Source organism: Nocardioides sp. Z38_18 (assembly GCF_058215695.1).
Window position 1 is genome coordinate 2,085,057 of sequence record NZ_JBZAJE010000001.1, and the last position, 26,387, is coordinate 2,111,443.

The 26,387-nt window shown below is 71.2% G+C and carries 25 protein-coding genes; 15 read left to right on the forward strand and 10 right to left on the reverse strand.

What is annotated here, in order from left to right:
- The first annotated feature begins 21 nt into the window (after positions 1-21).
- A complete protein-coding gene (locus AC4BGC_RS10105) occupies positions 22-678 on the forward strand; it encodes a GntR family transcriptional regulator (protein ID WP_490555466.1) in 657 nt (218 codons plus the stop codon).
- 8 nt (positions 679-686) lie between these two features.
- Here AC4BGC_RS10105 and AC4BGC_RS10110 read toward each other — a convergent pair whose 3' ends face one another.
- Positions 687-2,168, reverse strand: a complete 1,482-nt coding sequence (locus AC4BGC_RS10110) for a GntP family permease (RefSeq protein ID WP_490555468.1) — start codon at positions 2,166-2,168, stop codon at positions 687-689.
- 304 nt (positions 2,169-2,472) lie between these two features.
- Here AC4BGC_RS10110 and AC4BGC_RS10115 point away from each other — a divergent pair, with 304 nt between their 5' ends.
- From AC4BGC_RS10115 to AC4BGC_RS10130, 4 genes are all read left to right on the forward strand, one after another.
- Positions 2,473-3,291: a transketolase gene (locus AC4BGC_RS10115; protein WP_490555469.1), complete on the forward strand. Its 819-nt coding sequence runs from the start codon at positions 2,473-2,475 to the stop codon at positions 3,289-3,291.
- Positions 3,288-4,358, forward strand: a complete 1,071-nt coding sequence (locus tag AC4BGC_RS10120; protein ID WP_490543963.1) for a transketolase family protein — start codon at positions 3,288-3,290, stop codon at positions 4,356-4,358. The genes AC4BGC_RS10115 and AC4BGC_RS10120 overlap by 4 nt, the downstream gene beginning before the upstream one ends.
- Positions 4,359-4,384: 26 nt before the next feature.
- Positions 4,385-5,146 carry an SDR family NAD(P)-dependent oxidoreductase gene (locus AC4BGC_RS10125; protein WP_490555471.1) on the forward strand — a complete coding sequence of 254 codons (762 nt, stop codon included), beginning with the start codon at positions 4,385-4,387 and terminating at the stop codon, positions 5,144-5,146.
- 91 nt (positions 5,147-5,237) lie between these two features.
- Positions 5,238-5,426, forward strand: coding sequence for a hypothetical protein (locus AC4BGC_RS10130; RefSeq protein WP_490555473.1), 189 nt, complete (start codon positions 5,238-5,240; stop codon positions 5,424-5,426).
- Positions 5,427-5,486: 60 nt separating this feature from the next.
- Here the strand turns inward: AC4BGC_RS10130 and AC4BGC_RS10135 are convergent, their stop codons facing one another.
- The 3 genes from AC4BGC_RS10135 to AC4BGC_RS10145 form a co-directional block, all read right to left on the reverse strand.
- The gene (locus tag AC4BGC_RS10135; protein WP_490543960.1) at positions 5,487-5,783 is read right to left on the reverse strand and encodes a hypothetical protein; all 297 of its coding nucleotides are present in this window, start codon (positions 5,781-5,783) and stop codon (positions 5,487-5,489) included.
- Between the two features lie 35 nt (positions 5,784-5,818).
- Positions 5,819-6,691, reverse strand: a complete 873-nt coding sequence (locus AC4BGC_RS10140; protein WP_490555475.1) for a zinc metalloprotease — start codon at positions 6,689-6,691, stop codon at positions 5,819-5,821.
- 104 nt (positions 6,692-6,795) lie between these two features.
- Entirely contained in the window at positions 6,796-8,583 is a 1,788-nt protein-coding gene (locus AC4BGC_RS10145) for a thiamine pyrophosphate-requiring protein (RefSeq protein WP_490555477.1), read from the reverse strand.
- 93 nt (positions 8,584-8,676) lie between these two features.
- Here AC4BGC_RS10145 and AC4BGC_RS10150 point away from each other — a divergent pair, with 93 nt between their 5' ends.
- Both AC4BGC_RS10150 and AC4BGC_RS10155 read left to right on the forward strand, forming a co-directional pair.
- Positions 8,677-10,659 carry a family 43 glycosylhydrolase gene (locus AC4BGC_RS10150; RefSeq protein WP_490555479.1) on the forward strand — a complete coding sequence of 661 codons (1,983 nt, stop codon included), beginning with the start codon at positions 8,677-8,679 and terminating at the stop codon, positions 10,657-10,659.
- Between the two features lie 35 nt (positions 10,660-10,694).
- Positions 10,695-11,525 (forward strand): phytanoyl-CoA dioxygenase family protein, encoded by an 831-nt coding sequence (locus tag AC4BGC_RS10155; protein WP_490555480.1) that lies wholly within the window; start codon positions 10,695-10,697, stop codon positions 11,523-11,525.
- 89 nt (positions 11,526-11,614) lie between these two features.
- On the opposite strand, the gene AC4BGC_RS10160 is transcribed toward AC4BGC_RS10155, so the two are convergent.
- The gene (locus AC4BGC_RS10160; protein ID WP_490555482.1) at positions 11,615-12,055 is read right to left on the reverse strand and encodes a hypothetical protein; all 441 of its coding nucleotides are present in this window, start codon (positions 12,053-12,055) and stop codon (positions 11,615-11,617) included.
- 231 nt (positions 12,056-12,286) lie between these two features.
- On the opposite strand from AC4BGC_RS10160, the gene larB reads away from it, so the two are divergent.
- The 4 genes from larB to AC4BGC_RS10180 all read left to right on the forward strand — a co-directional run bounded on the left by larB (position 12,287) and on the right by AC4BGC_RS10180 (position 16,187).
- Positions 12,287-12,988, forward strand: coding sequence for a nickel pincer cofactor biosynthesis protein LarB (gene larB / locus AC4BGC_RS10165; RefSeq protein WP_490555484.1), 702 nt, complete (start codon positions 12,287-12,289; stop codon positions 12,986-12,988).
- Positions 12,985-13,851 (forward strand): ATP-dependent sacrificial sulfur transferase LarE, encoded by an 867-nt coding sequence (gene larE / locus AC4BGC_RS10170; protein ID WP_490555486.1) that lies wholly within the window; start codon positions 12,985-12,987, stop codon positions 13,849-13,851. Before larB ends, larE begins: the two co-directional genes overlap by 4 nt.
- On the forward strand, positions 13,848-15,053 hold the full coding sequence (gene larC / locus AC4BGC_RS10175; protein ID WP_490555488.1) for a nickel pincer cofactor biosynthesis protein LarC: 1,206 nt from the start codon (positions 13,848-13,850) through the stop codon (positions 15,051-15,053). Before larE ends, larC begins: the two co-directional genes overlap by 4 nt.
- 216 nt (positions 15,054-15,269) lie before the next feature.
- Positions 15,270-16,187: a DUF6910 family protein gene (locus tag AC4BGC_RS10180; protein WP_490555490.1), complete on the forward strand. Its 918-nt coding sequence runs from the start codon at positions 15,270-15,272 to the stop codon at positions 16,185-16,187.
- An 83-nt stretch (positions 16,188-16,270) separates the two neighbouring features.
- Here AC4BGC_RS10180 and AC4BGC_RS10185 read toward each other — a convergent pair whose 3' ends face one another.
- A complete protein-coding gene (locus AC4BGC_RS10185; RefSeq protein ID WP_490555492.1) occupies positions 16,271-17,134 on the reverse strand; it encodes an alpha/beta fold hydrolase in 864 nt (287 codons plus the stop codon).
- Positions 17,127-19,307: an MMPL family transporter gene (locus AC4BGC_RS10190; protein ID WP_490555494.1), complete on the reverse strand. Its 2,181-nt coding sequence runs from the start codon at positions 19,305-19,307 to the stop codon at positions 17,127-17,129. Before AC4BGC_RS10190 ends, AC4BGC_RS10185 begins: the two co-directional genes overlap by 8 nt.
- A gap of 164 nt (positions 19,308-19,471) precedes the next feature.
- Here AC4BGC_RS10190 and AC4BGC_RS10195 point away from each other — a divergent pair, with 164 nt between their 5' ends.
- Together AC4BGC_RS10195 and AC4BGC_RS10200 are read left to right on the forward strand one after the other, a co-directional pair.
- Positions 19,472-20,632, forward strand: coding sequence for a sensor histidine kinase (locus AC4BGC_RS10195; protein WP_490555496.1), 1,161 nt, complete (start codon positions 19,472-19,474; stop codon positions 20,630-20,632).
- Positions 20,629-21,294: a response regulator gene (locus AC4BGC_RS10200; RefSeq protein ID WP_490555498.1), complete on the forward strand. Its 666-nt coding sequence runs from the start codon at positions 20,629-20,631 to the stop codon at positions 21,292-21,294. The genes AC4BGC_RS10195 and AC4BGC_RS10200 overlap by 4 nt, the downstream gene beginning before the upstream one ends.
- Positions 21,295-21,315: 21 nt before the next feature.
- Here AC4BGC_RS10200 and AC4BGC_RS10205 read toward each other — a convergent pair whose 3' ends face one another.
- Entirely contained in the window at positions 21,316-21,519 is a 204-nt protein-coding gene (locus tag AC4BGC_RS10205; protein WP_490555500.1) for a hypothetical protein, read from the reverse strand.
- A 164-nt stretch (positions 21,520-21,683) separates the two neighbouring features.
- Here AC4BGC_RS10205 and AC4BGC_RS10210 point away from each other — a divergent pair, with 164 nt between their 5' ends.
- Positions 21,684-22,553 (forward strand): universal stress protein, encoded by an 870-nt coding sequence (locus tag AC4BGC_RS10210; protein ID WP_490555502.1) that lies wholly within the window; start codon positions 21,684-21,686, stop codon positions 22,551-22,553.
- A gap of 60 nt (positions 22,554-22,613) precedes the next feature.
- On the opposite strand, the gene AC4BGC_RS10215 is transcribed toward AC4BGC_RS10210, so the two are convergent.
- Entirely contained in the window at positions 22,614-24,044 is a 1,431-nt protein-coding gene (locus AC4BGC_RS10215) for an MDR family MFS transporter (protein ID WP_490543944.1), read from the reverse strand.
- Positions 24,045-24,125: 81 nt separating this feature from the next.
- On the opposite strand from AC4BGC_RS10215, the gene AC4BGC_RS10220 reads away from it, so the two are divergent.
- Positions 24,126-24,737 carry a TetR/AcrR family transcriptional regulator gene (locus AC4BGC_RS10220; protein WP_490555503.1) on the forward strand — a complete coding sequence of 204 codons (612 nt, stop codon included), beginning with the start codon at positions 24,126-24,128 and terminating at the stop codon, positions 24,735-24,737.
- Between the two features lie 4 nt (positions 24,738-24,741).
- Here AC4BGC_RS10220 and AC4BGC_RS10225 read toward each other — a convergent pair whose 3' ends face one another.
- A complete protein-coding gene (locus tag AC4BGC_RS10225) occupies positions 24,742-26,358 on the reverse strand; it encodes an APC family permease (protein ID WP_490555505.1) in 1,617 nt (538 codons plus the stop codon).
- Positions 26,359-26,387: the final 29 nt, after the last annotated feature.

A 26,387-nucleotide genomic window follows, 5' to 3' on the forward strand; every position in this document is an offset into this window, starting at 1 on the left:
CCCCACTCGTCAGGAGCAGTGTTGAGCAACCTCGAGCCTCTGGTCAGCCTCGACCGCAGCACACTCCGCGAGCGGGCCCTCGCGGCGCTGCGGGCTGCGATCACCAACGGCCAGTACCGCCCTGGCGACCACCTCGGCGAGGTGGAGCTCGCCACGCATCTCGGAGTCAGCCGCGGGACGGTTCGCGAGGCACTGAGGCACCTCGAGCAGGAAGGGCTGGTCGAGGCCGCCTCCCGTGGGCGTCTCCGCGTCAACAAGCTCTCGGCCGAGGAGATCCGCGGCCTCTACCAGGTCCGTGCCGCGTTGGAAGGGCTGGCTGCGACCAACATCATCAAGTCCGCGAACCGCGACGAATCGGTGGCGGCCCTGCGCGCCGCACTCGCCCGACTGAGCAGCGAGGACGTGGACTTCCTGGAGCGGGTGGAAGCAGACCTCGCGTTCCACCTGCTGCTGTGCGAGCTGGCGGAGAACACCATGCTGGTCGAGACCTGGCGCCATCTCGAGGGACGGATCAGGGTCTCCATCATGAGCCACGACGCGACCGACCTACCGGACATCATGTCCGAGCACCGACACTCGCCCATCGTCGACGCCATCGAGGAGGGCGACATCGCGGCGGCACTGCGCATCGTGGGGCACCACATGAACGCCGCGGCTGACGTCTACGCCGGCGACTGAGGCTGCCGTCACACGAAGATGCTCAGCAGGAGCACCGCGCCGAGACCGACGAAGGACAGCACCGCCTGGGCCACCGTGTAGACCTGGAAGGCGCCGCGCACCGACAGGCCCAGCAAGGTCTTGAAGATCCAGAAGGTGTTGTCGGTGACTTGCCCGCCGAAGGCGGCTCCGGATGCCGCGGCGAGCCAGATCAGCACGGCGGAAAGGCCCAGGTCCTGGACGACCGGCGCCAGCAGGGCCGCTGCGGTGATCGCGGCCACGGACCCGGAACCCTGGGCCAGTCGCAGCATCGCCGCGACCAGCCAGGCCAGGACCAGCGGGAAGGCGGCGTTGGCGCTGAAGAGACCGGCCACGAGGCCCCCGACGTTGGTTTCCGCGATGACCTGTCCCAGCGAACCGGCGACCCCGGTGAACAGCAGGATGACGCCGCTGGTCCCAGCCGCTGCCACGATCACCTCCTCGACCCCCGTCCGCCCAAGCGACGGCACAGCGATCGCGACGCCCAGGAGCAACCCGATCAGCAGGGCCACCACGGGGTTCCCCAGGAACCCGAGCAGCGCGATCTCCGTGCCGGCTGCACTCGTGCTGGTGTCCGCGACGATCAGGGCCACCGGGACGAGCAGTGGGATCAAGGCGATGAACAGGGGCTGCTGCTTCGCTGTGTCGTCGTGCACACTGGCTTCACCGCCGCTGCCCCGCCGACGCTCGGTCACGGTCGCCCCACCACCCCCGCCCTCAGCCGGGGAGATCCCCTGGTGCTCAGCGATGACTGCCTGGTCCGGCGCGCTCTCAGCAACCGAGGGCAGGCCCTGACCCGCGATCTCGCCAGTGTGCTCGGGGTCGGTCAGCGGGTCGTCATCCTTCGCGTCGTTCCAGGTGAAGCGCATCAGCAGCGTGTGCAGCAGGACGCTGACGATGATCACCACGGTGCCGAACGGGACCCCCCACAGGAGCATGGTGCCCAGCGACAGGTCCAGGGAGGCTGCGATCGCAAGTGCGGCCGCACCTGGCGGGACCATCAGCAGACCGACCTCGAGGCCGATGGCCAGAGCCCCGGCCAGCGGAGCGATGCTCATGCCGGTCCGCAGGGCGATCGAGCGCGCCATCGGCCCCAAGATGATCAGCGCGACGTCGAAGTAGATCGCGGGAAACACGATTCCCGAGGCCAGGCCGACCACGTAGGGCGAGCGCTTCGCCCCGACGAGCCGCAGCATCCCCTCCACCACGCGGTGCAGGGTCCCCATCGCCGACAACAGCGCGCCCAACATCACCCCGAAGCCGATGATCAGGCCCACCTCGGCCATCAGGTTGCCGAAACCTGCGGAGATGGCGACCGTCGTGGCCTCGTATCCAAGTCCGGCGGCGAGCCCGAGGTACAGGGCCCCGATCACCAGCGAGATGACCGGGTTCAGCTTGGCGATCACGATGAGCCCGACGACGATGCCCACCGTGATCGCGGTGTGGATCAGGAGCGCCGTGGTGCCGACCATGTCATCGCTCCTGCAGGGACAGATGCGGTGTGTTCATCGTGATCTCCATCGGGCGGTGAGGGTCAGGTCAACGTGCCTTGGATTTCATAGTGACGAGGATCACTGCTGAATGTCAACAGTTATCTTTCGGACGATTTAGTGTTGACATCAAGAGTGATCGCCGTCACGCTGGATGACGCGGACTCCCAGCCCAGCGGCTGCGCGCAGGTCTCGCAGAACCCATCCAGGAAAGGGAAGTGACGTCGTGACGTCGCTACACACAGACCAGGCTGGCTCGCCGGCCCCGGAGGCCACCGAACAACGAGTGGAGAGGTTGCGCGCCGCTGCCCAGCGGGTCCGGGGTCATGCCCTGCACATGGGCGAGGTGCAGGGCCAGGGCTACATCGGCCAGGCGCTCGGCGTCGCAGACGTCCTCGCGGTCATCTACTGCGACCAGCTGCGGCACCGTCCCGAGGATCCACACTGGGAGAACCGCGACCGGTTCCTGCTCTCCATCGGTCACTACGCCATCGCGCTGTACGCCGCCCTCGCCGAAGCCGGCACCATCCCCCTCGACGAGCTGGACAACTACGGCTCGGACGACTCGCGCCTGCCGATGTCGAGCATGGCCTCCTACACCCCGGGGGTGGAGATCTCTGGCGGCTCCCTCGGTCACGGGCTGACCGTGGCCACCGGCATGGGCCTGGGCCTGCGCCACCAGGGCAACCCGGCCCGGGTGTTCAACCTCCTCTCCGACGGTGAGCTCGACGAAGGCTCCACCTGGGAGGCCGCGATGGCGTGTGCTCATCACGGACTGGACAACGTCACCGCCATCGTGGACGTCAATGCCCTCCAGGCCGACGGGCCCACCGTCGGGGTGCTGCGCACCGAACCGGTGCTGGAGAAGTGGCAGGCGTTCGGGTGGCACGCCCTGCGCGTGGACGGCAACGACATCGCCGCCCTGGTGGCCGCGTTCGACGAGATCGCCGAGCACCGCGACTCCCCGTCGGTGCTGATCTGCGACACCCGCATCGGCTACGGCGTACCCCTGCTCATGGAGCGGGAGAAGGCGCACTTCATGCGCGTCGAGGAACACGAATGGCAGGTCGCCCGCACCCAGCTCGAGGAGGGGTCCACCCGATGACCACCAACCAGACCAGCGACCAGTCGAGCACCCGGGTGGCACCGCCCAGGCTCAAGACGTCAGCCATGATCGCCTCGTTCGCCGATCCTGGGCAGCAGACGACCCCGGCCCCGTTCGGCCACGCCCTGGCACAGCTGGCCGAGCAGCGCCCCGAGATCGTCGGGCTCTCCGCCGACCTGGCCAAGTACACCGACATGCACATCTTCCGTGAGGCGCACCCCGACCGGTTCTTCCAGATGGGCATGTCCGAGCAGTCGATGATGGGGGCCGCTGCCGGTCTCGCCGAGGTCGGCCTGGTGCCGTTCGCCTCCACCTACTCGGTGTTCGCGACCCGGCGGGCCTATGACTTCTTGTGTCTCGACATCGCCGAGCCGAACCTCAACGTCAACATCGCGGGAGCGCTGCCGGGGCTCACCACGGGGTACGGCCCGAGTCACCAGGCAACCGAAGACCTCGCGATCCTGCGCGGCTGCCCGAACCTCACCATCGTCGACCCCTGCGACGCTGTCGACCTCGAGCAGGCCGTGCCCCAGCTCGCCGACCATGCTGGGCCCACCTACCTGCGGCTGTTGCGCGGAGCAGTGCCGCGGGTCCTCGACGAGTACGACTACACCTTCCAGCTCGGGAAGGCGGCCGAGCTGCGCACCGGCCGCGACGTGGTCCTGATCTCCACCGGATTGATGACCATGCGGGCGCTGCAGGCGGCTGCCAGGCTGGAGGCCGACCACGTGGACGTGGCGGTGCTGCACGTGCCCACGATCAAGCCGCTGGACACCGTGGCGGTACTTGCTGCGGCGCGCACCGACCGACTGCTGCTCACCTGCGAGAACCATTCCGTCGTCGGTGGCCTGACCGAGTCGGTCGCCGCCACGCTCGCCTTCGCCGGCGTCGGTAACCGCATCGTGCCGGTGGCACTGCCCGACGAGTTCCTGGCCGCGGGTGCACTGCCGACGCTGCACGACCGGTACGGACTGTCCACGGACTCCATCGTCTCCCGGGTCAGGGCCGAGCTCCAGGCCTCCGGGAGCAAGAGCGTCAACGACGCGGGCGACCCACCCACCCTCTGAGCACCACAGCCGAAAGGAAACACCCGATGGCCCACTCCGACCTCACCGCGATCATCACCGGAGCCGCGTCCAGGCGCGGCATCGGCCGCGCCACCGCACACGCCCTCGCAGGGGACGGGTGGAACGTCGCCATCCTCGACCTCGACGAAGCAAGCGCGAAGGAGACAGCCGACGAGATCGCCACCGCACACGACGTCCAGGCCTTCGGACTCGTGGGCGACGTGACCGACGAGGCCTCGGTCGAGAGCGCCCTGGCCGCCCTCGAGAGCTCCGCGCCTCCGATCGGCGCAGTGGTCAACAACGCCGGGATCACCTCCCCCACTCGCTTCCACGACGTCACCGGCGCCGAGTGGGACCGGATCTTCGCGGTCAACGTGCGCGGTGCCTACAACATCACCCGCCGAGTCACCCCCGGCATGGCCGATCGCGGCTTCGGACGGGTGGTCTTCTTGTCCTCGGTCTCGGCTGAACGAGGCGGCGGCGTCTTCGGTGGTGTCGCCTACTCCGCCGCCAAGGCCGCCCAGCTCGGCTTCGCCCGAGCCCTGGCCCGTGAGGTCGGTCCGCACGGCATCACCGTCAACAGCGTGGCCCCCGGGCTGATCGACACCGACATCACCGGCGGAGCCCTCGAGGGCGACTCCAGGACCCAGCTCGTCGCCGGAATCCCGGTAGGTCGCAGCGGCCGGGTCAGCGACGTGGCCGATCTGATCACCTTCCTGTGCCGCGAGCAGACCGGCTACATCACGGGCGCGACCTACGACGTGAACGGCGGCTCACACATCCACTAGTGGGAGGGGCTCAGCCAACGGCCAGGCGGCGGGTGAGTGAGCCCCGTCTCGTTCTTTGGGCTCATGGTTCCGGTGCACGGAGACTGGAGGCATGAGCACGACACCCCGACCCGACACCGATGACCACGAGGTGTCGTCGCACACCTACGACGCCCAGGTCGATGCCGTCCTGGAGCGCATCCGCGACGAGACGAGCACCGAGGCCGTGATGATCCGGAGCATCCTCGGACACACCGGAGCCCGTGCACCACGCCGAGCTCCCCGCACCCCGGTGAGCTGACCACCCGACGTCGCAGACACCCTCGTCCGCGTCGGTCACCCGCTTCGAGCTGACTGCTGCTCACCCGTCCTGGTCGGCGGCAGGCTTGTGCACCACCAGCCGCTCCTCGTCGGCCGACAGCACCTCCATCCTGCGTGGGACGCCTTGCGCCGCGCCTTCGCTCAACGTGATCGTGTCGCCGTCGAGCGACCAGCTGCCGGTGGCCTCCTCCGGAGCATCGGCGGCGCCGAGACCGGACTCCGCGAAGCTGCCGTCCGCGCGCAGCTCGAAGGCGACCCGTCCGCGAGCCGGAGGCAGGGGCGTGCCTGCGGGCCGGAACACCATGTTGTCCTCGGTGTCCTCCTCCTGGACGTGCACCCACCGCCCTTTGACCTGGTCGCTGCGCACAGTCGCTACGCCCCGAGGAACGACTTGCGTGGACCCGCGAGGCAGGCGCTCATCCGCGCGACCTGACCCGCGGTGAACATGAACATCGCGGCGTCGTCGACGTAGTCCATGTAGTTCATGAACATGTCGCCGTTGGGTCCGTTGCTGCAGCTGACCGTGGGGAAGGACGGCTTCCCGATGTTGGGTCCCGCGGAGTTCGGTGTGTCCGGGACCCGGTCACCGCCGCTGCAGTCGAGCGTGTCGCCCCAGATGTGGCGCAGGTTGAGCCAGTGCCCGACCTCGTGGGTCAGGGTGCGGCCCCGGTTGAACGGCGCCGCCGCCGTACCCTCCGTGCCGAAGGCCGAGTGCAGGATGACCACGCCGTCGGTCGCCTTCGGGCCGCCCGGGAACTGGGCGTAGCCGAGCAGCCCGCCACCGAGCTGGCACACCCAGATGTTGAGGTACTTGTCCGCGGGCCACGCGACCGACCCGTCCTTGGCCCGCTTGACCGCATCGCCGGCACCGAACGACGCCCGGTCGGTGTGCACGCGCACGACCCCGTTGGTGCGCTTGCCGTGGGGATCGGTGGTTGCGAGGCGGAACCTGACCTTCGGGTCACCCACCAGGCCCTTCCACGGCGCGGGGACCTTGGCGACGTCGGGGTTCGTGGACCGGAAGTCCTTGTTCAGTGCGGTGATCTGGCTCCGGATCTGGGCCAGGCTGATGTTCTGCCGCGGGTTCTTGTGCACGACGTGCACCACGGTCGGGATCGTGACCAGCCTGCGCGCCACCCGGTTGGCATCGCCGGAGGCGAACGCACGAGCGGTGAACTCCTCCGCCCGCCGTTGGTTGGCCCGGAACGAGGGCACCTCCTCGAGGAGACGCTCGTACTCCTGCATTGCGGCACACTGCCGGCGCTTCGGGGCCATGAGACCACCACCTCTGCGAACGAGGCTTCCCCCGCCCGGCACCGGCTGTCAAGGACGAGGACCGCGGCGCGGCCTCAGCCACCCTCCATCTCGGCGTGTCGGTCGAGGAGCTCGCGCGCGCCCTTGCCGGAGTCCCCCTCGGCGTCGAGGCCCTGGCGGAAGTTGTCCAGCTTCTCCTTGCCAGCGGGGAACGGGGGAAGCAGCGGTACGTCGGCGTCCACCACGGCCTCGATGACGGTCGGCCGGTCCGCCGCCAGGGCGCGCCGCCAGGCGTCGTCGACCTCGGCGGGATCGGTGATCCTGATCCCCTCGAGTCCCAGCAGCTTGGCGTAGTCGGCGTAGGGGAAGTCGGGAAGTGACTGGCTCTCGTCGAACCGGGGCTCGCCCTCCATCTCGCGCTGCTCCCAGGTGACCTCGGCCAGGTCGAGGTTGCGCAGCACCAGCACCACGAAGCGCGGGTCTGCCCAACCGGGCCAGAGCCGGCTCACCGTGATCAGCTCGGCGACACCGTTCATCTGCATCGCCCCGTCGCCGGCGAGTGCGATCACCGGGCGGTCGGGTGCGTGCAGCTTCGCCGCGATGCCGTACGGAAGGGCCGAGCCCATGGAGGCCAGCGTCGAGGAGAGGTGCGCCGGCACGCCGTCGGGCAGCCGCAGGTGCCGGGCGTACCAGTAGACGACCGACCCGACGTCGACGCTCACCTGCGCGTCACCGGGCAGGTGGTCGCTCAATGTCCGGACCACGTGCTCGGGGTTCAGCGGATCCGCCGGGAGGGCCGCGCGCTTCTCGGCGATCTCGTGCCACTCGGTGACCCGCGACTCCACCTCCTCACGCCAGTCACCACGGGGTCGCTCCTCGAGCAGCGGCAGCAGCGCCTCCAGGGTGTCGACGCAGTCCCCGGGCAGGCCGACCTCGATCGGGTAGCGGTTGCCCAGGTGGCGTCCGTCGAGGTCGATCTGCACGGCACGTGCCGCACCCGGCGGTGGGTAGTACTCGGTCCAGGGGTCGTTGCTCCCCACGACCAGCAGGGTGTCGCAGTTCTCCATCAGCCATGCCGACGCGGTGGTGCCGAGGTGGCCCATCACCCCGCAGCTGTTGGGCAGTCCCTCGTCCCACCAGGGCTTGCCCAGCAGGCTCGTGGTCACTCCGGCGCCCAGCCGATCGGCAACGGCAGCCACGAGGTCGCCGGCGTCGCGAGCACCCTGGCCGACGAGCAGGGCCACCCGGTCGCCGGAGTTGAGAACCTCGGCAGCTTCGCGCAGGTGCTCCTCGCGGGGCACGGCGTGCGGTCGTCGCCACCCCGGAGTCGTCACCACCACGCCGTGCTCCTGGGCCTTCTCGGACGGGGCTTCCAGCTTCTGCACGTCGTGCGGCACCACCACCACGCAGGGCGACCTGGTGGCGAGCGCGGTGCGGAACGCCCGGTCCAGCACCATCGGCGCCTGGTCCGCGGAGAGGATCGTCTGGCAGAACTGGGCGGCCACGTCCTTGAACAGGCTGGTGAGGTCGATCTCCTGCTGGTACTCCGAGCCGAGGACCGAGGTCTGCTGCTGACCCACCAGGGCCACCACGGGGACGTGGTCGAGCTTGGCGTCGTAGAGGCCGTTGAGGATGTGCACCGCCCCCGGCCCCTGGGTGCTGGTGACCACCCCCACCTCGCCGGTGTACTTGGCGTGCCCGACCGCCATCAGGGCCGCGTTCTCCTCGTGCCGCGCCTGGATCAGGGGCGGACCGCCCTCGTCGCGCCGCAACGCCCCCATGAAGCTGTTGATGCCGTCACCGGAGTAGCCGAAGATCCGGGTCACCCCCCAGGCATGCAGACGCTCCACCATCAGGTCGGCCACGAGTCGTGTCTGGGTCACGCGGAGGAACGTACCCAGCGCGATGTGGACCACACCGAGTCCCGGGCCCGGGCCCCTTGCCAGGTGGGCCGGATGCCTGCGACGTTGTCATCCATGACCCGTCTCGGGTTCGGCACCGGTACGGCGACCATGGTCGCCGTACTCGCCACGCTCCTGGCGCTGGGGAGTCCCTCTGGAGCGGACGCGAGCACCGGCGCACCGGGCCCGGGGAGCTACCGGAACCCGCTGGCCCCGCGGATCCCGGGTGCAGGGGGCGCGACCGTGGACAGCTGCGCCGATCCGGCGGTGCTGCGCGGCGCCGGACGGGACCGGGGCTCGTGGTTCATGTACTGCACCACCGACCCGCTCAACGACACCGACCTCGTCCAGCCGGACGCCGACCCCGGGGCCAGGAGCGTCCGGCCCGGTCCCGTGCCCCCGCGGAGCGAGGCGGACGACCCGGAGCTGGCGGCACTGCGCGCCGCGGCCCCTCAGCTGGCCTTCCACCCGATGCCGATGATGCGCTCGAAGGACCTGGTGAACTGGACCTACGCCGGCGACGCACTCCCCCAGCCGCCCGCCTGGGCCGCCGACGGCGCCGGGCTGTGGGCCCCGGACGTGGTGCACTCGCGCGCCACCGGCCTCTACTACCTGACGTTCGTGGTCACCGACACCGACGACTCGTTGCGCGGCCCCGGCGCCTGCGCCTCTTCCGAGGACAGTGCGATCGGCGTGGCCGTGAGCACCAGCCCGCTGGGCCCGTGGAGGACCTCGGCGGCACCGCTGGTGGGTCCGCGACCTGACCCAGGGGCGGACTGCGGGTTCTTCTGGACCTACGACCCCGACATCCTCGGCGACGACATCGGCACCTCCAGCGTCCTCTACTACGGCAGCTACAACGGCGGCGTGCACGCGACCCGGGTCGTCCTCGACCGGAACGGCGCCCGCACCGCCGGCACCCCGACCAGGATCACGATCGGCAACCGCTACGAGGGCACCAACGTCGTCGAGCGCGGCGGTTGGTACTGGCTGTTCGGCTCCGCGACGAACTGCTGCAACGGCCCGCTGACGTCGTACGGCGTCTTCGCCGCCCGTTCGCGATCACCCTTCGGACCGTTCCGGGACCGCGACGGGCACTCGCTGCTGGCCGGTCGGGTCGGTGGCTCCCCGGTGCTGCTCCCCAACGGCAACCGCTGGGTCGGCGTCGGCCACAACTCGGTGTTCCGCGACGCCGCCGGCCGCTGGTGGACCGTCTACCACGCGGCCGACCGCACCGACCCCTACTTCGATCCGGACCCCGGGTTCACCAGGCGCCCCGCGATGCTCGACCCGCTCGACTGGGTCCAGGGCTGGCCGCAGGTGCGTGCCGGCCGTTGGGCGTCCGACACGAGGATGCCCGCGCCGGCCAACCGGAAGGGGCACCCGAGCCGCTACCGCCCGCAGCCGCCGGCACCGGTCGGACCCGGACGAGCGCTCCCGGGCTTCTCCGAGGACTTCGCGGGCGGCCTCGACGCGGCCTGGAGCTGGCGCCGCGAACCGGCACCCGGCACCTGGGCGGTCGAGAACGGCGCCCTGCGGTTCGACACCCAGGCCGCGGACCTGCACGTCGACGACAACACCGCGTCGGTGCTGAGCCGGCCCGCCCCACGCGGCGACTTCGTGGTCGAGGCCGACGTCGCACTGGACCTGCCCGCGGAGGGCTGCTGCCACAACTACGTGCAGGCAGGGCTGGTGCTCACCTCGGGGGACGATCGCGCCGACGACACCTTCGTCAAGCTGGTGCACGCCTCGATCTGGGAGACGCGTCAGACCGAGTGGGCCAAGGAGGTGCCGATGGCGCCACCGGAGTACCCGCGCTACGGCAACGGGGTGGTCGGTCCGCCCGGCGCCGTCACCCGGTTGCGCATCGTGGTGGAGCAGCGGCCCGGGGAGGACCGCTACACGGCGTACACCGGCACCCCGGGGAGCCGCCTGGTCCGCGGCGGCACCTGGACCCACGACCTCGGCCAGGCCCCACGCATCGGGCTGGTCTCCATGGGCGGCACCGGTTTCACCGCCCGTTTCCTCGACGTCCGGGCGTGGACCCTCCGGCGCTGAGGCTCCACCTCACCAACCCGTCACAGGAGCGTGCCATGACAGACACCACCGCCACCGACAAGGAGTTCGACCTCGAGGAGATCCGCCGCGGCCTGGAGACTGACGGGATCATCGCCTGCAAGGGCGCCTTCTCCCCCGGCTGGGTGCAGCAGGTCCGCGAGGACGTGGACGCCGCGTTCGAGGAGGCCAGGTCCCGCGAGGGCGGAGCCGTGGGACGCGGTCCGAACCGCTGGTACGTCGAGATCCACCCCGAGGCTCTTCGCGGCTTCGTCGACCTGGTCGACCACCCCTGGGTGCGCGCCGTGTGCGAGACGATCCTCGGTCCGGACTACCGGGTCGTCGAGGTCGGGTTCGACACCCCGTTCCCCGGCGCGACGCTGCAGCCCTGGCACCGCGACTTCCCCAGTCCCCCGGAGACCAAGGACGAGCACCGGCTGACCTCGCTGGCGTTCAACCTGACCACCGTTGACACCACCGAGGAGATGGGCCCGTTCGAGATCGCGCTGGGCACCCAGTGGGACCGCGGTGACGACTTCGACCACGAGCAGTTCCCGCCGAAGTCGGAGTACCCCCGCTTCGAGGAGCTCGCGCAACGCAAGTACCCCCGGGTCGGGGACATCTCGGCCCGGTCGGCCCTGACGATCCATCGCGGGACGCCGAACACCTCGCAGGTGTCCCGGCCGGTGCTGGTGCTGGGAGTGGACGCTCCGGGCGCCGGCAACGACGCCCACCACGACCTGGCCGTCACCACGGGCTACTGGGATGCGTTGCCCCCGCGGGTCCGCGACCATCTCTCCTGCCCCGTGGTTGACGAGCTCGAGCCGATCACCCAGAAGCACGACATCGAGGGCCTGGTGATGGGCTGAGGTCTCCTACTCGGAGGGTTCCGGGACCCGGCACTCCACCTCCGGGTTGACCCCGGCGCAGTTCAACGGACCCATGTCGCGCACCTCACTCACCGGTTGCGAGAACCAGCATCCTGCAACCGCCGCCGGGAGGGAGTCCCTGAGCCGATGACGGACTGCACGAGCCCGCAGCAGATCGCGGGGACGAACACGAGCGCGGACCAGAACCCGAGCCCGTCGAGGAGCCGGTCGGCCAGCCCGGACCAGGACCCCTCGTCGAACCGCAGGTGCGAGTAGATGGTCGATCCCAGCGACACCAGCACGCCGGTGACCACCCAGGTCACGCACAGTCGTGCCGGGTGCCGGTGGAACCCGTCCCAGAGTCCCCAGGCCGCCGCCGCGCAGACGAGCACGAACATGACGGTGAGGCCGGTGCCGAGGCCGTCACCGGGACTGAGCGCCGAAAATATCTCGGCGACCCCCTCGGTCAGCAGCAGCAGTGCGGCCGTGCGGAACCCGATGTCGCGAAGCAGGAGCAGTGGTCGTCTCATGGCTCCATCCTTCGTCCTGGGTGTGGGACCGCGCATCCGTACAGGTACTCAGTTGAGGCATCGCAATGCGTTGGAACAAATCAGTTGAGCGGGTATGCCTGGTGGGGCCAACGTGGCAGATGGGGTGTCTCTGCGTGGCCGAGGCTCGCCGGGAGTACGCGAACCAATGCCGGGAGCTGCACCACCCGGTGGCCGTGAGCCGCGCCGCCGGCACATGGGATGATCCCCCGCATGGACATCCGCCTGGACCTCGGCAGAGCGGCCCGGACGGGGATTGCCGAGGCGGTCTATGCGCCCGGCAAGTCGGTGGCCCAGTGCGTCGAGGCCGTGACCGGTCTTCTCGCCGAACCCGACGACAGTCCGGTCCTGCTCACCCGCGCCGATCCCGCACAGGCGGCAGCCGTGCTGGCGGTGCATCCGGGCGCAACCTGCACCACGGTGGCGTACGACGCCCACGGCACCGAGCTCACGACCCTCACGTGGCGCGTCCAGGCCCCCCGCGAGGGGGACCCGCTCCTCCTGACCGCGGGCACGGGCGACCTCCCGGTGGCGTGGGAAGCGGCGGCCGTGCTCACCGCCTACGGCTTCGCGACCACACCGGTCGCCGACGTCGGGGTCGCCGGGCTCCATCGGGTCCTGGCGCTGCGCGACCGGATCGCCTCGGCCGACCTCGTGATCGTGGTGGCCGGCATGGAGGGCGCCCTGGCCAGCGTGGTCACCGGGCTGACTCCCGCGCCCGTGATCGCCGTGCCCACCAGCACTGGCTACGGCGCAGGACTCGAGGGCGTCACCGCGCTCCTGGGGATGCTGGCGTCATGCAGCCCGGGCGTCAGCGTGGTCGGCATAGACAACGGGTTCGGGGCTGGCTGTGCTGCGGTCCGGATGCTCCGCAGAAGTGGCCCCGCGACGGCGGCTCCGGAGGAGTCCCGGTGACCGATCGGTCCCCCGATCTGTCGCCCGTCGACGCGCAGCTGCGCTCCCGGGTGGAGGCTCTCGAGCTCAGGCTCCGTGGGCTGGGCTCGCTCGTCGTGGCGTACTCCGGTGGTGCCGACTCTGCGTTCCTGGTTGCCGCGGCTGCGCGTGCCCTCGGCCCGGAGCACGTCGTCGCGGCGACCGCGGTGTCGGCGTCGCTGCCGGCGAGCGAGCTCGAGAAGGCAGCTGCGTTCGCCCGTGGGCTGGGCGTCCGCCATCTCACTGCGAACACCAACGAGATGGAGCGGCCCGGTTACGTCAGCAACGGCCCTGACCGTTGCTTCCACTGCAAGGCCGAGCTGCTCGACGTGCTGCTCCCACTGGCGAAGGAGCTCGGGATCGCCTCCGTGGCCACCGGCACCAACGCGGACGACCTGGTGGCCGGGTTCCGGCCCGGCATCCGCGCCGCTGTCCTCGCCGGTGCCCTGACCCCGCTCGCGGACGCCGGGTTCACCAAGGCGCAGGTGCGAGCAGCCTCCCGGGCATGGGGCCTGGCGACCGCGGACAAGCCGGCCGCGGCCTGCCTGTCCAGCCGGGTGGCCTACGGGTTGTCCATCAGCACCGATCGCCTCAACCGGATCGAACGGGCCGAGGAGGACCTGCGCGCGGCCATGACCGCTGCAGGACTCCCCGAGGGCAACGTCCGCGTGCGCGACCTCGGCGATCGTGCCCGGGTCGAGGTCGACGCCGACCTGGTCCCGGTCGTCACCGACTCACCCGACCTCCTCGCAGCAGTCACCGGCTTCGACGCGGTCGAGGTCGACCCACACGGTTTCCGGTCCGGCTCGATGAACGAGGCGCTGACGCGCCAGGCACGACCATGACCCGGTCGGTGGGATGGATCGACGCCTCCGGGGGCGTCAGCGGCGACATGCTGCTGGGGGCCTGCATCGACGGCGGAGTGGACCCGGCCCTCGTCCAGGAGCAGATCGACCGCCTGGGCCTGCCCGAGAAGGTCACGGTCACCGCCACCCGCACCCGACGCGGCGGACTCGCCGCCACCAAGGCAGTGGTCAGCACCGAACGCTCGACGGTCCAGCGCACGCTGCCTGACGTGCTCTCCCTGCTCGAGGGCGCCGTCGAGCCCGTCGCCGCCCAAGCGGGTGCGGTGTTCCGCGCGCTGGCACGCGCCGAGGCCGCGGCCCACGGCGTACCGCTGGACGAGGTGCACTTCCACGAGGTGGGCGCCCTGGACGCGATCGCGGACATCGTCGGGGTCGTCACCGCTGTCCAGTCACTGGGCCTGAGTCGCCTGGTGTGCAGCCCGATCGCTCTCGGAGGCGGCCGGGTGCGCGGCGCCCACGGGCCCATCCCGATCCCGGGACCCGCGGTGCTCGAGCTGCTGCGATCACACGACGCTCCCGCGTTCGGCGGTCCCGTCCAGTCCGAGCTCGCGACCCCGACCGGCGTGGCTCTGATGGTGACCCTCGCCGACGCCTTCGGCCCGCTGCCGCACCTGCGTCCGGAACGGATCGGGACCGGCGCCGGCACCCAGGACCCGGCCGACCACGTGAACGTCACCCGCCTGGTGGTGGGATCCGCGGTGGACAGCCCCGGCCACCCGGCTGACGGCGCCGCACCGTCGGTGGTGCTCGAGGCGAACGTGGACGACCTGGACCCACGGCTGTGGCCGGCGGTGCTGACCACCCTGATGGCCGCGGGCGCGGCGGATGCCTGGCTGACCCCCATCCTGATGAAGAAGGGGCGTCCCGCGCACACGCTGTCCGTGCTGACGACGGCCAGCAAGGCCGAGCGCCTCGAGCGGATCGTCTTCGAGCACACCTCCACCATCGGGTTGCGACGCGTCGCCGTCGACCGGCGTGCCCTCGAACGTGAGGAGGTGGCGGTGGACGTCTCCGGGAAGCGGGTCAGGGTCAAGCTCGCTCGGCTCGACGGCCACGTCGTCAGCGCCACCCCCGAGTACGACGACGTCGCGCAGGCAGCCGAGGAACTGGGGACCTCGCCGAAGCGGGTCCTCAGCCGGGCTCAACGGGCCGCGGCCGAGCTGCTCGACTTGGAGCCTTGACCGGTTGCGCTCAAGCTCGAACCCGGCTCGACGGCGTCAGCGAAGACCGAACGCACTGCGATGGAAGACCAGCGGCGGGTCGAGGCTCACCGAGCTGAAGGAGCTCGCCGCCAAGCCGACCAGTAGGCCGTCCGCCTCGTGCGCGGGTGGGTGCGGGACGCGGTCCAGCGCCGGGGTGCCATGGCGTGAGGTGCTCGACTCCGGCAGGCTGGCCGCGTGGAGATCGAGCTGGCAGGAGTCGAGCGGCTTCACTTCGGTGACGGATCGCCGGTGCGAGCGGCCTCAGCCGTTGCACCGTTCGGCGCCGGCCACCTCGTCGTCCAGGACGACACCACCCATGGCGCCTGGTTCCAGCAGGCGGGCGTGTCCGCTGTGCGCCTGCTCGCCCCGGTGGCCGGGCTCGACGTCTTCGCGGAGGCGGCCGGGACCAAGCACCTCAAGCCCGACCTCGAGGCTGCGTGCCAGGTGGGAGTCGACGGCGACCCCACGTTGCTGATCCTGGGATCGGGTTCCGCACCCGCCCGGATGCGTGCCGTGCTGCTGAGGCTGGAGCGAGGCGAACCAAGGGCCATCGAATCCGAGCTCGGGCCGCTGTACGCCGCCGTCGCCGCAGCCCTCGACGTCGGGCCCGAGCACCTGAACCTGGAGGGCGCCTGCGTCGTCGGATCCTCACTGCGGTGGTTCCACCGCGGGATGCCCTCCGCCGGCCTGCCCTCCGGCAGCGTCGATCTCGACCTCTCCCAGCTGCTGGCGGTCGCGCGCGGACAGGTCCCGGCGGAATCCGTCACAGTGACCCACCCGCGCCACTACGACCTCGGCTCGGTCCACGGGGTGGGTCTCGCGATCACCGACGCCGTCACCCTCCCGGACGGGTCCATCCTCGCGAGCGCTGCCGCCGAGGCCAGTGCCAATCCGCGCGACGACGGCCCGGTCGTGGGATCAGCGCTGGTCCGCCTGGAGGGCGACATGGTCACCGACCTTGCGCTCCTGCCCCTGGTCGAGGGACGCGTGAGCAAGGTGGAGGGACTGATGGCGCTCGCGTCCACTGAGCCGGGGACGAGGCTCCTGGCCGTCGTCGACGGCGACGACCCGGGCGCCCCCTCCCTGGCCCTGCGGCTGCACGTTCACCGCTGAAGCCGGGTCAGTCAGCAACCCTCGGTCCACGGACCAGCAACGCGACCAAGAAGCACGACATCGAGGGCCTGGTGATGGGCTGACTACCGCGCCTCATGGTCCGGGCCGAGCACGTCGGTGCGGACGAAGCCGGCCAGCTCCGTGGCCAGCCGCTTGGGCTGGTCCACGGGCACCAGGGTGTAGCTGTCCTCGATCTCCACCAGGTGCCCACGGGGGAACAGGGCCGCCAGCCGGGGGCCGTGCTCGCGCGGCATCAGCCTGTCCTCGCTCGCCCACACCACCAGCACCGGCCGCGTGAAGGTGGGCAGTCGCGAGGCGAGGTCCGCCAGCTCCGCCCGGGTCGGCGTGGAGAGCGCGAACCTGCGCAGGTCGCGACGGATCGCAGGATCGCGCTGGGCCGGTGCGAACCAGCGGTCCATCACGTCGGCGGCCACCGGGCGCTTGCTCATCCATCCCCAGCCGCCGGGGGCACGCCGGAACCAGCCGAAGCGCTGCAGCTGCATCGCCGTCCACAGCAGTGCCCGCAGCCGCGCGCTCATCGCCACGGCCTTCCCCGGCTGGCCCGGAGGGAAGTTGTCGAACGCCTCGCACGCGACCAGGGCTGCGCCCGCCAGCCGGTCGGTCGGGCCGTCGGCGAGCAGGAACTGCGCACCTCCCCAGTCGTTGAGCACGAGCGTCACCTCGCGCAGGTCCAGCGCCTCCAGGAGCTCCCCCACCAGCGCCGCGACGCCCCGGTGGGTGACCAGCTCGGGTCGCTCCATGGGCCGCAGGTGGCTGCCCAGCGGCAGCGTCGGGACCACGCACCGGAAGTCCGGAGCGAGCTGCTCCACCACCTCGGCCCACAGACTGGCGTCCATGTTCACGCCGTGCAGGAGGACGAGCACCGGTCCCGAGCCCCCGGTGTCGAGGTAGTCGACCTCGCCGGCGGTCAGTCGCACGCTAGACATGGGTCCTCCCAGCGGGTGTGGAGGCGGGCACCGGAGGCGTCGTACGCCGCTCCAGGACCAGCTCGGGCAGCAACCGGTCGAGCCACCCGGGCAGCCACCAGTTGCGGTCCCCCAGCAGCTCCATCAGCGACGGCACCAGCACCAGCCGGACCAGCGTCGCGTCCACCAGCACCGCGAACGCCAGCCCGAACCCGAAGAGCTGGAGCTCCCGGCTCGAGCCGAGCACGAAGCTGCCGAACACGCAGATCATGATCGCGGCGGCCGCGCTGATCACCCGCGCCGTTCGGGCCAGCCCCTCCGCCACCGCGGAGGCATTGTCACGGGTCCTCATGTACTCCTCCTTGATCCGGGACAGCAGGAACACCTCGTAGTCCATGGAGAGGCCGAACACGATCGCGATCAGCATCATCGGCGCCCACGCCTCGACGGGCGCGCTTCCTCCGAGGTCGAGCAGGTCCACTCCCCAGCCCCACTGGAAGACCGCCACGGTCGCGCCGAAGGCGGCCCCGATGGAGAGCAGGTTGGCCACCACCGCCTTCACCGCGACGGCGACGCCCCGGAAGACCGCAAGCAGGAGCAGCATCGCCAGCCCGAGCACCACTGCGAGGAACAGCGGCAGCCGGTCCCCGGTGTAGTCGGCGAAGTCGACGGCCGCCGCGGTGGTGCCCCCGAGGGCCACCTCGGCGCCTGTCTGCTCGGTGACCGGGGGGATCACCCGGTCCCGCAACCGGTGCACGAGGTCGGTCGTCCGCTCGTCGCGCGGGCCCGTGGCGGGCACCACCTGGAGGACCGCGACCTCGCCGTCGTCACTGATGGCGGGTGGGCTCACCCGGGCCACGCCCGCGGCGTCGGAGAGGTCCCGGCCGAGGCGCTCGAGGACCTCGGTCCCAGCCCCGGCAGGCAGCGTGACCGCAGCCACGAGCGGGCCGTTCGAGCCCGGACCGAACCCCTGGGACATCAGGTCGTAGGCCCGGCGCGCGGTGTCCGAGCCGGGCCTGGTGCCCGCGTCGGAGAAACCCAGCCGCAGGTCGAGCACGGGGATGGTCATCACCACCAGAGCCGCCACCGAGACGAGAGCCCAGGGCAGCGGACGACGCTGGATCTGGCGGCTCCACCTGCGCGCCAGGAGGCCGTCTGAGCTCCTGGCCCCTCGGCGGCGGTGCACCGAGAGACGGTCGATCCGGCGGCCCACGATCGCGAGCAGCGCCGGCAGCAGCGTCACCGCGGCCGCCATGGTGAGCAGCACCGCTCCCGCGATGCCGAGGGCGACGCCCGTGATCAGCTTGAGGTCCATCAGGACCAGGCCGAGCGAGGCGATCACCACGGTGACCCCGGCGAACAGCACCGACCGTCCCGCGGTCGTCTGCGCCGTGACCACGGCCTCGACCGGGCCCTCCCCCGCCACCAGCGCCTCGCGGTAGCGGGTCACCACGAGCAGCGCGTAGTCGATGCCCACACCGATCGCGATCATCGCGGCGACGGGCGCCGCGAAGCTGGGCATCTCCACCCAGCGGGCACCGATACCGACCACGGCCACTCCGCTGGCCGCTCCAACGATCCCGACCAGGATCGGCAGCCCCATCGCGAACACCGACCCGAACGCGAGCAGCAGGATCACCACGGCCGCCAGGATCCCGATCAGCTCGGCCGGCGGTCCCGACCCGGCCTCCTGGTCGGTCAGGACGCCGCCGAGCTCCAGGTCGAGCCCGTCCTGGCCCTCCCGGATCTCCGCGAGCCGGTCCTGCACACCGGCCAGCTGCTCGGCAGGCAGCGTCGGGAGGTCCACCGAGACATAGCCGATGGTCCCGTCCGCCGAGACCTGGCGGCCGCCGCCCGGCTCGTAGGGGCTGGTCACCTGAGCCCGCGGGATCTGCTGCCTCACCTCGTCCGCGACCCGGTCGACCCGGCTGCGGAACTCCTCGCCCGCTCCGGACCCGACGTCCGACTCCGGAACCCGGAACACCAGCTGTGCCTGGGTGCCCGACCGGAAGTCGAAGCCGGCCTCCTCCATCACCTGCGTGGCCCGGTGGCTCTCTGAGCCGGGCAGGTCGTAGTCGTCACTGACGTCCCCGGCGAGGGCTCCCGAGATCACAGACACGGCGACGACCGCCGCGATCCACGCCCCCACCACGGCGTGACGAAAGCGGCGACATGCCAGCGCGAGACGTTCCATCCCCGCACTCCTCTCCAACGTTGTCCGACCTCGGACTGATCACGCTAGGAGCGCTGCCGCCGTGGCACAGGCCGCCAGGGGCGAGGACCCGATCGCTCCGGAGCGACTCCTTCGTCGCCTCACGCGCCTGCCGATCGCGCCGCCACCGATCTAGCATGCAAGCCGTGGCAGTGATCGACATGAGCGCCCGGCGGATCGACCTGCTGCTCTGCGTCGTCGTCACCACCGTGCTGGCGGTGATCGTGTCCTCCGACCAGGGGCAGGGCGGGCCGGTGGACCCGCTCGCCTACGCCTGGGCCCTGGGCCTCGGGCTGCTGATGCTGGTGCGGCGTACGCACCCGTTGCTGATGCTGCTGCTCACTCTCGTCGGGTTCTTCAGCTACCACGCCGCCGGGTTCCCGGCGCTCGGTGTCGCGGTCCCGGTCGCGGCCGCGCTGTTCTCCGCCGCGGAGACCGGGCACACCCGAGCAGCGCTCGTCGCCGCGCTGGTCGCGCTCGTGGGCTCCACGGCGTACCGCGTCATCGACCAGCAGAGCATCGCCTACGTCCTGGGCTACGAGCTCGCGACCCACGTGACCCTGATGGCGGCGGTGATCGCCCTGGGGCACAGCCTGCGCACCGGCCGGCAGCTGCGTCGCCGCCGGGACCAGGTGACCCGGCTGCTGAACCGGCAGCGGGTGCTGGACGCCGACGCCCGCAGCCGAGAGGACCGGCTCGCCCTCGCCCGCGACCTGCACGACTCCATCGGGCACTCACTCACGCTCGCCTCGCTGCACGCGGGCCTGGCGGCCGACGAGCAGGCCGACGCCGCCCAGCGACGCGAGTCCCTGGGGGTGGTTCGTACGGCGGTCTCCGAGGCCCTCTCCCACCTGCGGCGGACCGTCGGGGTGCTGCGCGACGGGCACCGCCCCCAGGCCGCTCCCGGGCTCCGGGATCTCGCCCGGCTGACCCGGGCGCCGACCACGGCCGGGTACGACGTCCACATCGAGGCCGACCCGGTGACGCTGTCCCCCGAGGTCGACGCCGCCGTCTTCCGGCTGGTGCAGGAGGGCGTCACCAACGTGCTGCGTCACTCCAGTGGACGCAGCATCCGGATCCGGGTCACCGAGGCTTCGCCGGGCACGCTGGAGGTCTGCGTGGCTGACGACGGACGCGGTCGGGCCGCGTCCGACGACGGGCGTACGGCGACTCCCGAGCTCGCCGGGGGCCACGGGCTCAGCGGCATGCGCGAGCGCGTCTTCGACCTCGGCGGCGACCTCTGGGTCGAGGCCGGACCCGACGGCTGGGTCGTGCGGGCACGGATCCCCCTGGCGGCCGCGCCGTGACCACGGTGCTGCTGGTGGACGACCAGCGCCTCCTGCGCGCGGGGCTGCGGGCGATCCTGGAGATCGCCGACGACCTCGAGGTGGTCGGCGAGGCGGACAACGGTCTGGAGGCCCTCGCGATGGCGCGCGAGCTGCGGCCGGCAGTCGTGCTGATGGACCTGCAGATGCCGCAGATGAACGGCCACGAGGCGATCCGGGCCATCCGGGCGGACCCGCTCCTCGCCGTCACCCCCGTGCTCGTGCTCACCACCTTCGACGATGACGACGACGTGGTGGAGGCCCTGGCCGCGGGTGCGAACGGCTATCTCCTCAAGGACCTCGAGGCCGAGGACCTTCGCCGCGCGGTCCGCAACGCCGCCGACGGCAGGGCCGAGATGGCGCCCGGCGTGCTGCGACAGATGATGAGCCGGATCGCCCGGCTCCCGACGCGGCGCCGCCGGGACGAGGAGCTGGCCGGCCTGACCGAGCGCGAGCTGGAGATCCTCACCCACGTCGGGCTGGGACTGACCAACGAGGAGATCGGCGAGGCGCTCTTCCTCAGCCGGGAGACCGCGCGCACCTACGTGAGCCGGCTGCTGACCAAGCTCGGCGCCCGCGACCGGGCCCAGCTGGTCGTGCTGGCCCACCGGGCCGGGCTGGTGGATCCGGACGCCGGCCGATGAGTACGACGTCGGGGCCGTGCCCTACTCGGACGGCTTCGGGACCCGGCACTCCACCTTCGGGTTCACCCCGGCGTAGTTCAACGGGCCCGCCACAATCGTCAGCGCGGTGTCGCCCACCTTCTTGCAGTCGACCTCAGCCTTGTCGGTGAAGTAGTCGCGCTGGTAGGCGGCGAACACGCCGATCAGCAACCACACCACCACGATGATCCCGATCAGACGGCCCATCTCGTGCTCCTCGCTCAGGGGTTCGGAACCAAGATGGTGCAACCGCCGGCTGGAGGGAAGCCCCCACAGCGTCGAGATGTCCTCCGTCGGCTTCCGGGGGTCCGTCGGCCCTCCCCTCGCTGGGGAAGATCCGCGACACTGGAGGAGGCCAGGAAGGAAGTCCCATGGACACTCAGACAACCGCCGCGCGCCTCGTCGTCGGGATCGACGCGACCCCAGCCAGCACCAGGGGGGTCACCTACGCCGCCCTGGAGGCGGCTCGCCGCGGAGCCGAGCTGGAGATCGTGCACGCCACCCCCGGGTACGGCGACCTCCGCGGCGACATCCCGCTGATCGACGACGCCACCTTGTCGAGCTACGGGCACACCCTGCTCGAGAAGGCCGCCGCCGCGGCCCGGGAAGCGGCCCCGGACCTCGCCGTACGCACCCGGCTGCTCTCGGGCACCCCCGTGACCACGCTGGTGTCCAGCGCCGAGCAGTCGCTGATGGTGGTGCTCGGCGCGGAGCGCCGCTCCTTCGTGGGCCGGCTCTGGACCGGCGACGTGGTCGGCGGCGTCGCCGCCCGAGCCACCTGCCCGGTCGTGGTGGTGGCTCCTGAGTGGGCGCCCGGCAAGGACCTGGGCCGAGTCGTGGTCGGGCTCAAGTCGGTCGACACCGCCGCGCCGCTGCTCGGCGGGGGGCTCGCGGCAGCAGGCCACAGCGGCGCCGAGCTGGTCGTCCTGCACGCCTGGAAGCTGCAGTCCGGGTACGACGACATGATCGCCGCTCGAGCCAGCGCCGACCAGTACGAGGCCCGGGCGAAGGAGCTCATCACACCCGTGGTCGACGAGCTGCGCCGCGACTACCCCGAGGTGGCGGTGCGCATCGAGGTCGTGCACGCGCAGCCGGCCCTCGCCCTGGTCAACGCCTCATCCGGAGCGGACCGGCTGCTGCTGGCCCGGCCGACCCACGGTGGCCGTGTGCACCACCTCGGAGCCGTGAGCCGCGCCGTCCTCCACGAGTCACGGTGCCCGGTGGAGATCGTCCCTTCCTAGGCGCCGGAGGCGGCAGGGCCCGTCAGTCCTGGGCTCCCGCCGGTTGGGCCTCCGGCCCGGTCAGTCGACGGCCTTCTGCCCACGCACCAGCAGCGCGACCAGCACCGCCGCCGCGGAGATGACGCCGCCGTAGAAGACGGCCGCGTGTATCCCGGCGGCGGTGGCGTCGACCACCGAGGCGCCCGCCTCGATGTCGGCCACCGAGCGCTGCGTCATCACGGTCACGAACAGCGCGGTGCCGGCAGCGCCGGCGACCTGCTGGATCGTCGAGATGGTGGCGCTGCCGTGCGAGTAGAGGTGGTGCGGAAGTGAGCCGAGCGCCGCGGTGAGCAGCGGGGTGAACATCAACGCGAGGCCGATGCTCATCAGCACGTGGATGCTCACGACCGTCCCCTGCGTCGTGCTGGTGTCCAGGGTGGACATCAACCACAGCGCCACCGAGGTGACGGCGGCACCCGGTGCGACCAGCGGCCGGGGACCGAACCTGTCGAAGAGCCGTCCGACGAACGGCGCCAGCAGACCCATCACCAGACCACCGGGCAGGAGCACCAGGCCCGTGTCGAGGGTGCTCAGGCCGAGCACCGACTGCAGGTAGATCGGCAGCAGGATCAGCGTGCCGAAGAGCGCGATCATGCTCACCGCGATCAGTGCGGCCGCGATCGTGAACGTGCTGTTCGCGAACGTCCGCAGGTCCAGCAGGGCGCGCTCGCGCAGGGACAGCTGGCGCGCGACGAAGAGCACCAGGGCGACCGCGCCCACGCTCAGCGGCAGCCAGGACGGAACCGGGGTGTCGCCCGCGGCTGCCTCGCCGAGGCTGCTCAGCCCGTAGATCAGGCCGCCGAAGGCCAGCGCCGACAGCACCACCGAGACGACGTCGATCGGTACGTCGACGGGCTCGGTCACGTTGCGCACCCAGGCCGTGCCCAGCGCCAGCGAGAGCAGGGCGATCGGCAGCACCAGCCAGAACATCCAGCGCCAGTCGAGCTGGTCGAGGATGATGCCCGAGATCGTCGGCCCGATGGCCGGGGCCACCGAGATCACGATGGAGACCGTGCCCATCATCCGGCCGCGCCGCGAGGGCGGGACGAGGTTGAGGATGGTCGTCATCAGCAGCGGCATCATCAGCGCCGTACCCACTGCCTGCACCACGCGGGCCGCGACCAGCACGGCGAAGGTCGGCGCGAGCGCAGCCAGCAGGGTGCCCACGGCGAACGAGACCATCGCGGCCATGAACACCCGCCGCAGCGGGAAGCGGGCGAGCAGGAACCCGGTCACCGGGATCACCACCGCCATCGTGAGCAGGAAGGCGGTGGTCAGCCACTGGGCGGTGGTCGCGGGTACGTCGAACTCCCGCATCAGCTCCGGCAACGCGACGCTCATGATGGTCTCGTTGAGGATCACCACGAACGCGGAGCCGACGAGCAGCGCGATCAGGCGTGCCGTCCGGTCGGTGCCCCGTGCCGGTGGTGCGGAGGTGGTGCTGGTCGTCACGGTGCTCCTCGTGAGTCGGGTGTTTACTGGCAGTGACTGTCAACACGGCGGCGAACGCCGGCATTCCCTAGAATGGGCCTCGTGACCGACGCCACCCCCGGCCTCCAGGAGCGCCGCCGTCGCCAGACGGCGCGCGAGATCGGCGACGCCGCGCTGCGGCTCTTCGAGGAGCACGGCGTCGACGGCACCACCGTCGACGACATCGCCGAGGCCGCCGGCGTCTCTCCCCGCACGGTGTTCCGCTACTTCCCCACCAAGGAGCGCGCTGCCCTGCTCCCGCAGCAGGAGCTCGAGGACAGGGTCGAGGAGATGCTCGACTCCCTGCGGGCCGACACTGCTCTGCTCCCCCAGCTCGAGGGCGTGTGGCGCGAGATCCTCACCAGCTTCGACGACGGCCGCAGCGAGGCCGGGCAGCAGATGCTCCGGCTGCGACGGCTGATGCGCACCGAGCCGGCTCTGCACCTCGCCGTCCTCGGGATGGACGAGGAGCGGGTCGAGGGCCTGGTCACACGTCTCGTCGCGCTACTCGGCGCCGACGACGACCTCGAGGTGCGACTGGTGGTCGCCACCGGCTCGGCGGTCGTGCGCACCGCCCTCGACCGGTGGGCGACGGACCGGGAGTCGGGTCGCTCCAGCGACCTCGTCGCGACCTACGACGACGCCTGCCGGCGGCTGCGCTCGATCGTGGCCTGACGCGTCAGCCGCCCCGGACAGGCCGGACCTCCGGGACCGTGGCGACCTTCGCCGCAGCGACGGCCGCGGGCAGGGCCGAGCGCAGGCCCCACTCGAAGAACACCAGCGCGAAGACGGTGACCAGGAGCATGTCGATCCCGTTGGGCAGCACGTCGCGGCCACCTCCGAACCTGCCCAGGAAGCACAGCACCAGCACGCCTGCGTAGTAGGGCCCCAGCCAGGCGAGCGATCCCAACGCCAGCGAGTGGCGCAGCTGCGGCTCGCGGACGACGCGCCACACGAGCACCACGACACCGACAGCGATCGGGATGGTCAGCTTGATCATCGTCTCCCACCCGGTCCAGTAGATGATCAGGGTGATCACGACGAAGGCGACCCGTGAAAGCACCGACGCCGAGTGGAGCCGGAACGGCCGGGCCCGGTCAGGGACCTGCCGGCGCAGTGCGAGGACCGTGACCGGCCCGAGGCACATCGACAGCACGATGGCGCCGGAGTTGAAGGAGAGCAGCTCCGACCACCCGTCGCGGAACGCGAGCAGCAGCACCAGCCCGACCGCGAAGTTCAGCACCATCGCGCGCATCGGAACGCCGTGCCGGTTGAAGACCGACAGGGCGCGCGGGAAGAGACCGTTCTGGGCGACCGCCACCGCGAGCCGACCGGTGGAGGCCGTGGAGACCAGGCCCGCGCCGAACGGCCCGAGCACGGCGTCGGCCACCACGAGCTTGGCCAGCGCCGCCATCCCCAGGCCGGTGAGGAGAGCCGCGAGCGGCCCGTTCACCCCGCCCTTGTCCAGACCGGCCCAGCCGCCGCCGAGGTTCTCGGGATTGACCGCGCCGACGAAGCCGAGCTGGAGGAGGGTGAACAGCACGATGCAGATGAGAATGCCCCCGACCAGGGCCACCGGGATCGTCACCTGCGGCCGGCGGGCCTCACCGGCGAGGTCCAGCGCGTGCCGGAACCCCAGGAACGCGAACACGACACCGCCGGTGGTGATGGCGCTCAGCACCCCGGTCATCCCTTCCGGAGCGAACCCGGTCTCGCGGATGGGTGCGGTGGAGAAGTTGGTGAGCAGTGCGACCGCGATGACCACCGGGATGATCACCTTCACCCAGGTGAGCGCGCTGTTGACCCGGGTGAACAGCGCCACGCCGAACGCGTTCAGCCCGGTGAAGGCGATCAGCACGACGGCGGCCGCCACCACCCCCGGCAGGCTCAGCGGACTCTCTCCGCTCGAGGAGGCCTCGGCGACGAAGAGCCAGTCGAAGGCCGGCTCGTTGCTGACGTACTCGAGCATGGCCTGGGTCTCGATCGGCGCGGCGGTCACGTAGCCCACCCACGCCACCCAGCCGATCGCGATGCCCACCCCCTGGCCGTGGCTGAAGGTGGGCAACAGCCCGAGGCCCCCGACCACCGGCAGCATCGCGGAGATCTCGGCATAGACCAGTGCGACCGTGATCAGCATCAGACCTGCGATCGGCCACGCGATGATGGCGGCAGGTCCGGCCTGCTGCGCCGCGAACAGCGGGGCGAACAGCACTCCGGACCCGACCACGCCGCCGACCGCGACGAAGGTCAACCCCAGCGTGCCAACCGAACGGTTGGGGGCTTGCGGCTCGTCCATCCCTGACAACCTCTCGTCCTTGGTCCGCG

What these genes read in the sequence shown, in the direction of transcription:
- AC4BGC_RS10210 (WP_490555502.1), top strand. Translation starts at nt 21,684, where the DNA reads ATGGACACTCAGACAACCGCCGCGCGCCTCGTCGTCGGGATCGACGCG.
- larC (WP_490555488.1), top strand. Translation starts at nt 13,848, where the DNA reads ATGACCCGGTCGGTGGGATGGATCGACGCCTCCGGGGGCGTCAGCGGC.
- AC4BGC_RS10225 (WP_490555505.1), bottom strand. Translation starts at nt 26,358, where the DNA reads ATGGACGAGCCGCAAGCCCCCAACCGTTCGGTTGGCACGCTGGGGTTG.
- AC4BGC_RS10190 (WP_490555494.1), bottom strand. Translation starts at nt 19,307, where the DNA reads ATGGAACGTCTCGCGCTGGCATGTCGCCGCTTTCGTCACGCCGTGGTG.
- AC4BGC_RS10185 (WP_490555492.1), bottom strand. Translation starts at nt 17,134, where the DNA reads ATGTCTAGCGTGCGACTGACCGCCGGCGAGGTCGACTACCTCGACACC.
- AC4BGC_RS10160 (WP_490555482.1), bottom strand. Translation starts at nt 12,055, where the DNA reads ATGAGACGACCACTGCTCCTGCTTCGCGACATCGGGTTCCGCACGGCC.
- AC4BGC_RS10110 (WP_490555468.1), bottom strand. Translation starts at nt 2,168, where the DNA reads ATGGTCGGCACCACGGCGCTCCTGATCCACACCGCGATCACGGTGGGC.
- AC4BGC_RS10120 (WP_490543963.1), top strand. Translation starts at nt 3,288, where the DNA reads ATGACCACCAACCAGACCAGCGACCAGTCGAGCACCCGGGTGGCACCG.
- AC4BGC_RS10205 (WP_490555500.1), bottom strand. Translation starts at nt 21,519, where the DNA reads ATGGGCCGTCTGATCGGGATCATCGTGGTGGTGTGGTTGCTGATCGGC.
- AC4BGC_RS10150 (WP_490555479.1), top strand. Translation starts at nt 8,677, where the DNA reads ATGACCCGTCTCGGGTTCGGCACCGGTACGGCGACCATGGTCGCCGTA.
- AC4BGC_RS10125 (WP_490555471.1), top strand. Translation starts at nt 4,385, where the DNA reads ATGGCCCACTCCGACCTCACCGCGATCATCACCGGAGCCGCGTCCAGG.
- larB (WP_490555484.1), top strand. Translation starts at nt 12,287, where the DNA reads ATGGACATCCGCCTGGACCTCGGCAGAGCGGCCCGGACGGGGATTGCC.
- AC4BGC_RS10130 (WP_490555473.1), top strand. Translation starts at nt 5,238, where the DNA reads ATGAGCACGACACCCCGACCCGACACCGATGACCACGAGGTGTCGTCG.
- AC4BGC_RS10155 (WP_490555480.1), top strand. Translation starts at nt 10,695, where the DNA reads ATGACAGACACCACCGCCACCGACAAGGAGTTCGACCTCGAGGAGATC.
- AC4BGC_RS10140 (WP_490555475.1), bottom strand. Translation starts at nt 6,691, where the DNA reads ATGCAGGAGTACGAGCGTCTCCTCGAGGAGGTGCCCTCGTTCCGGGCC.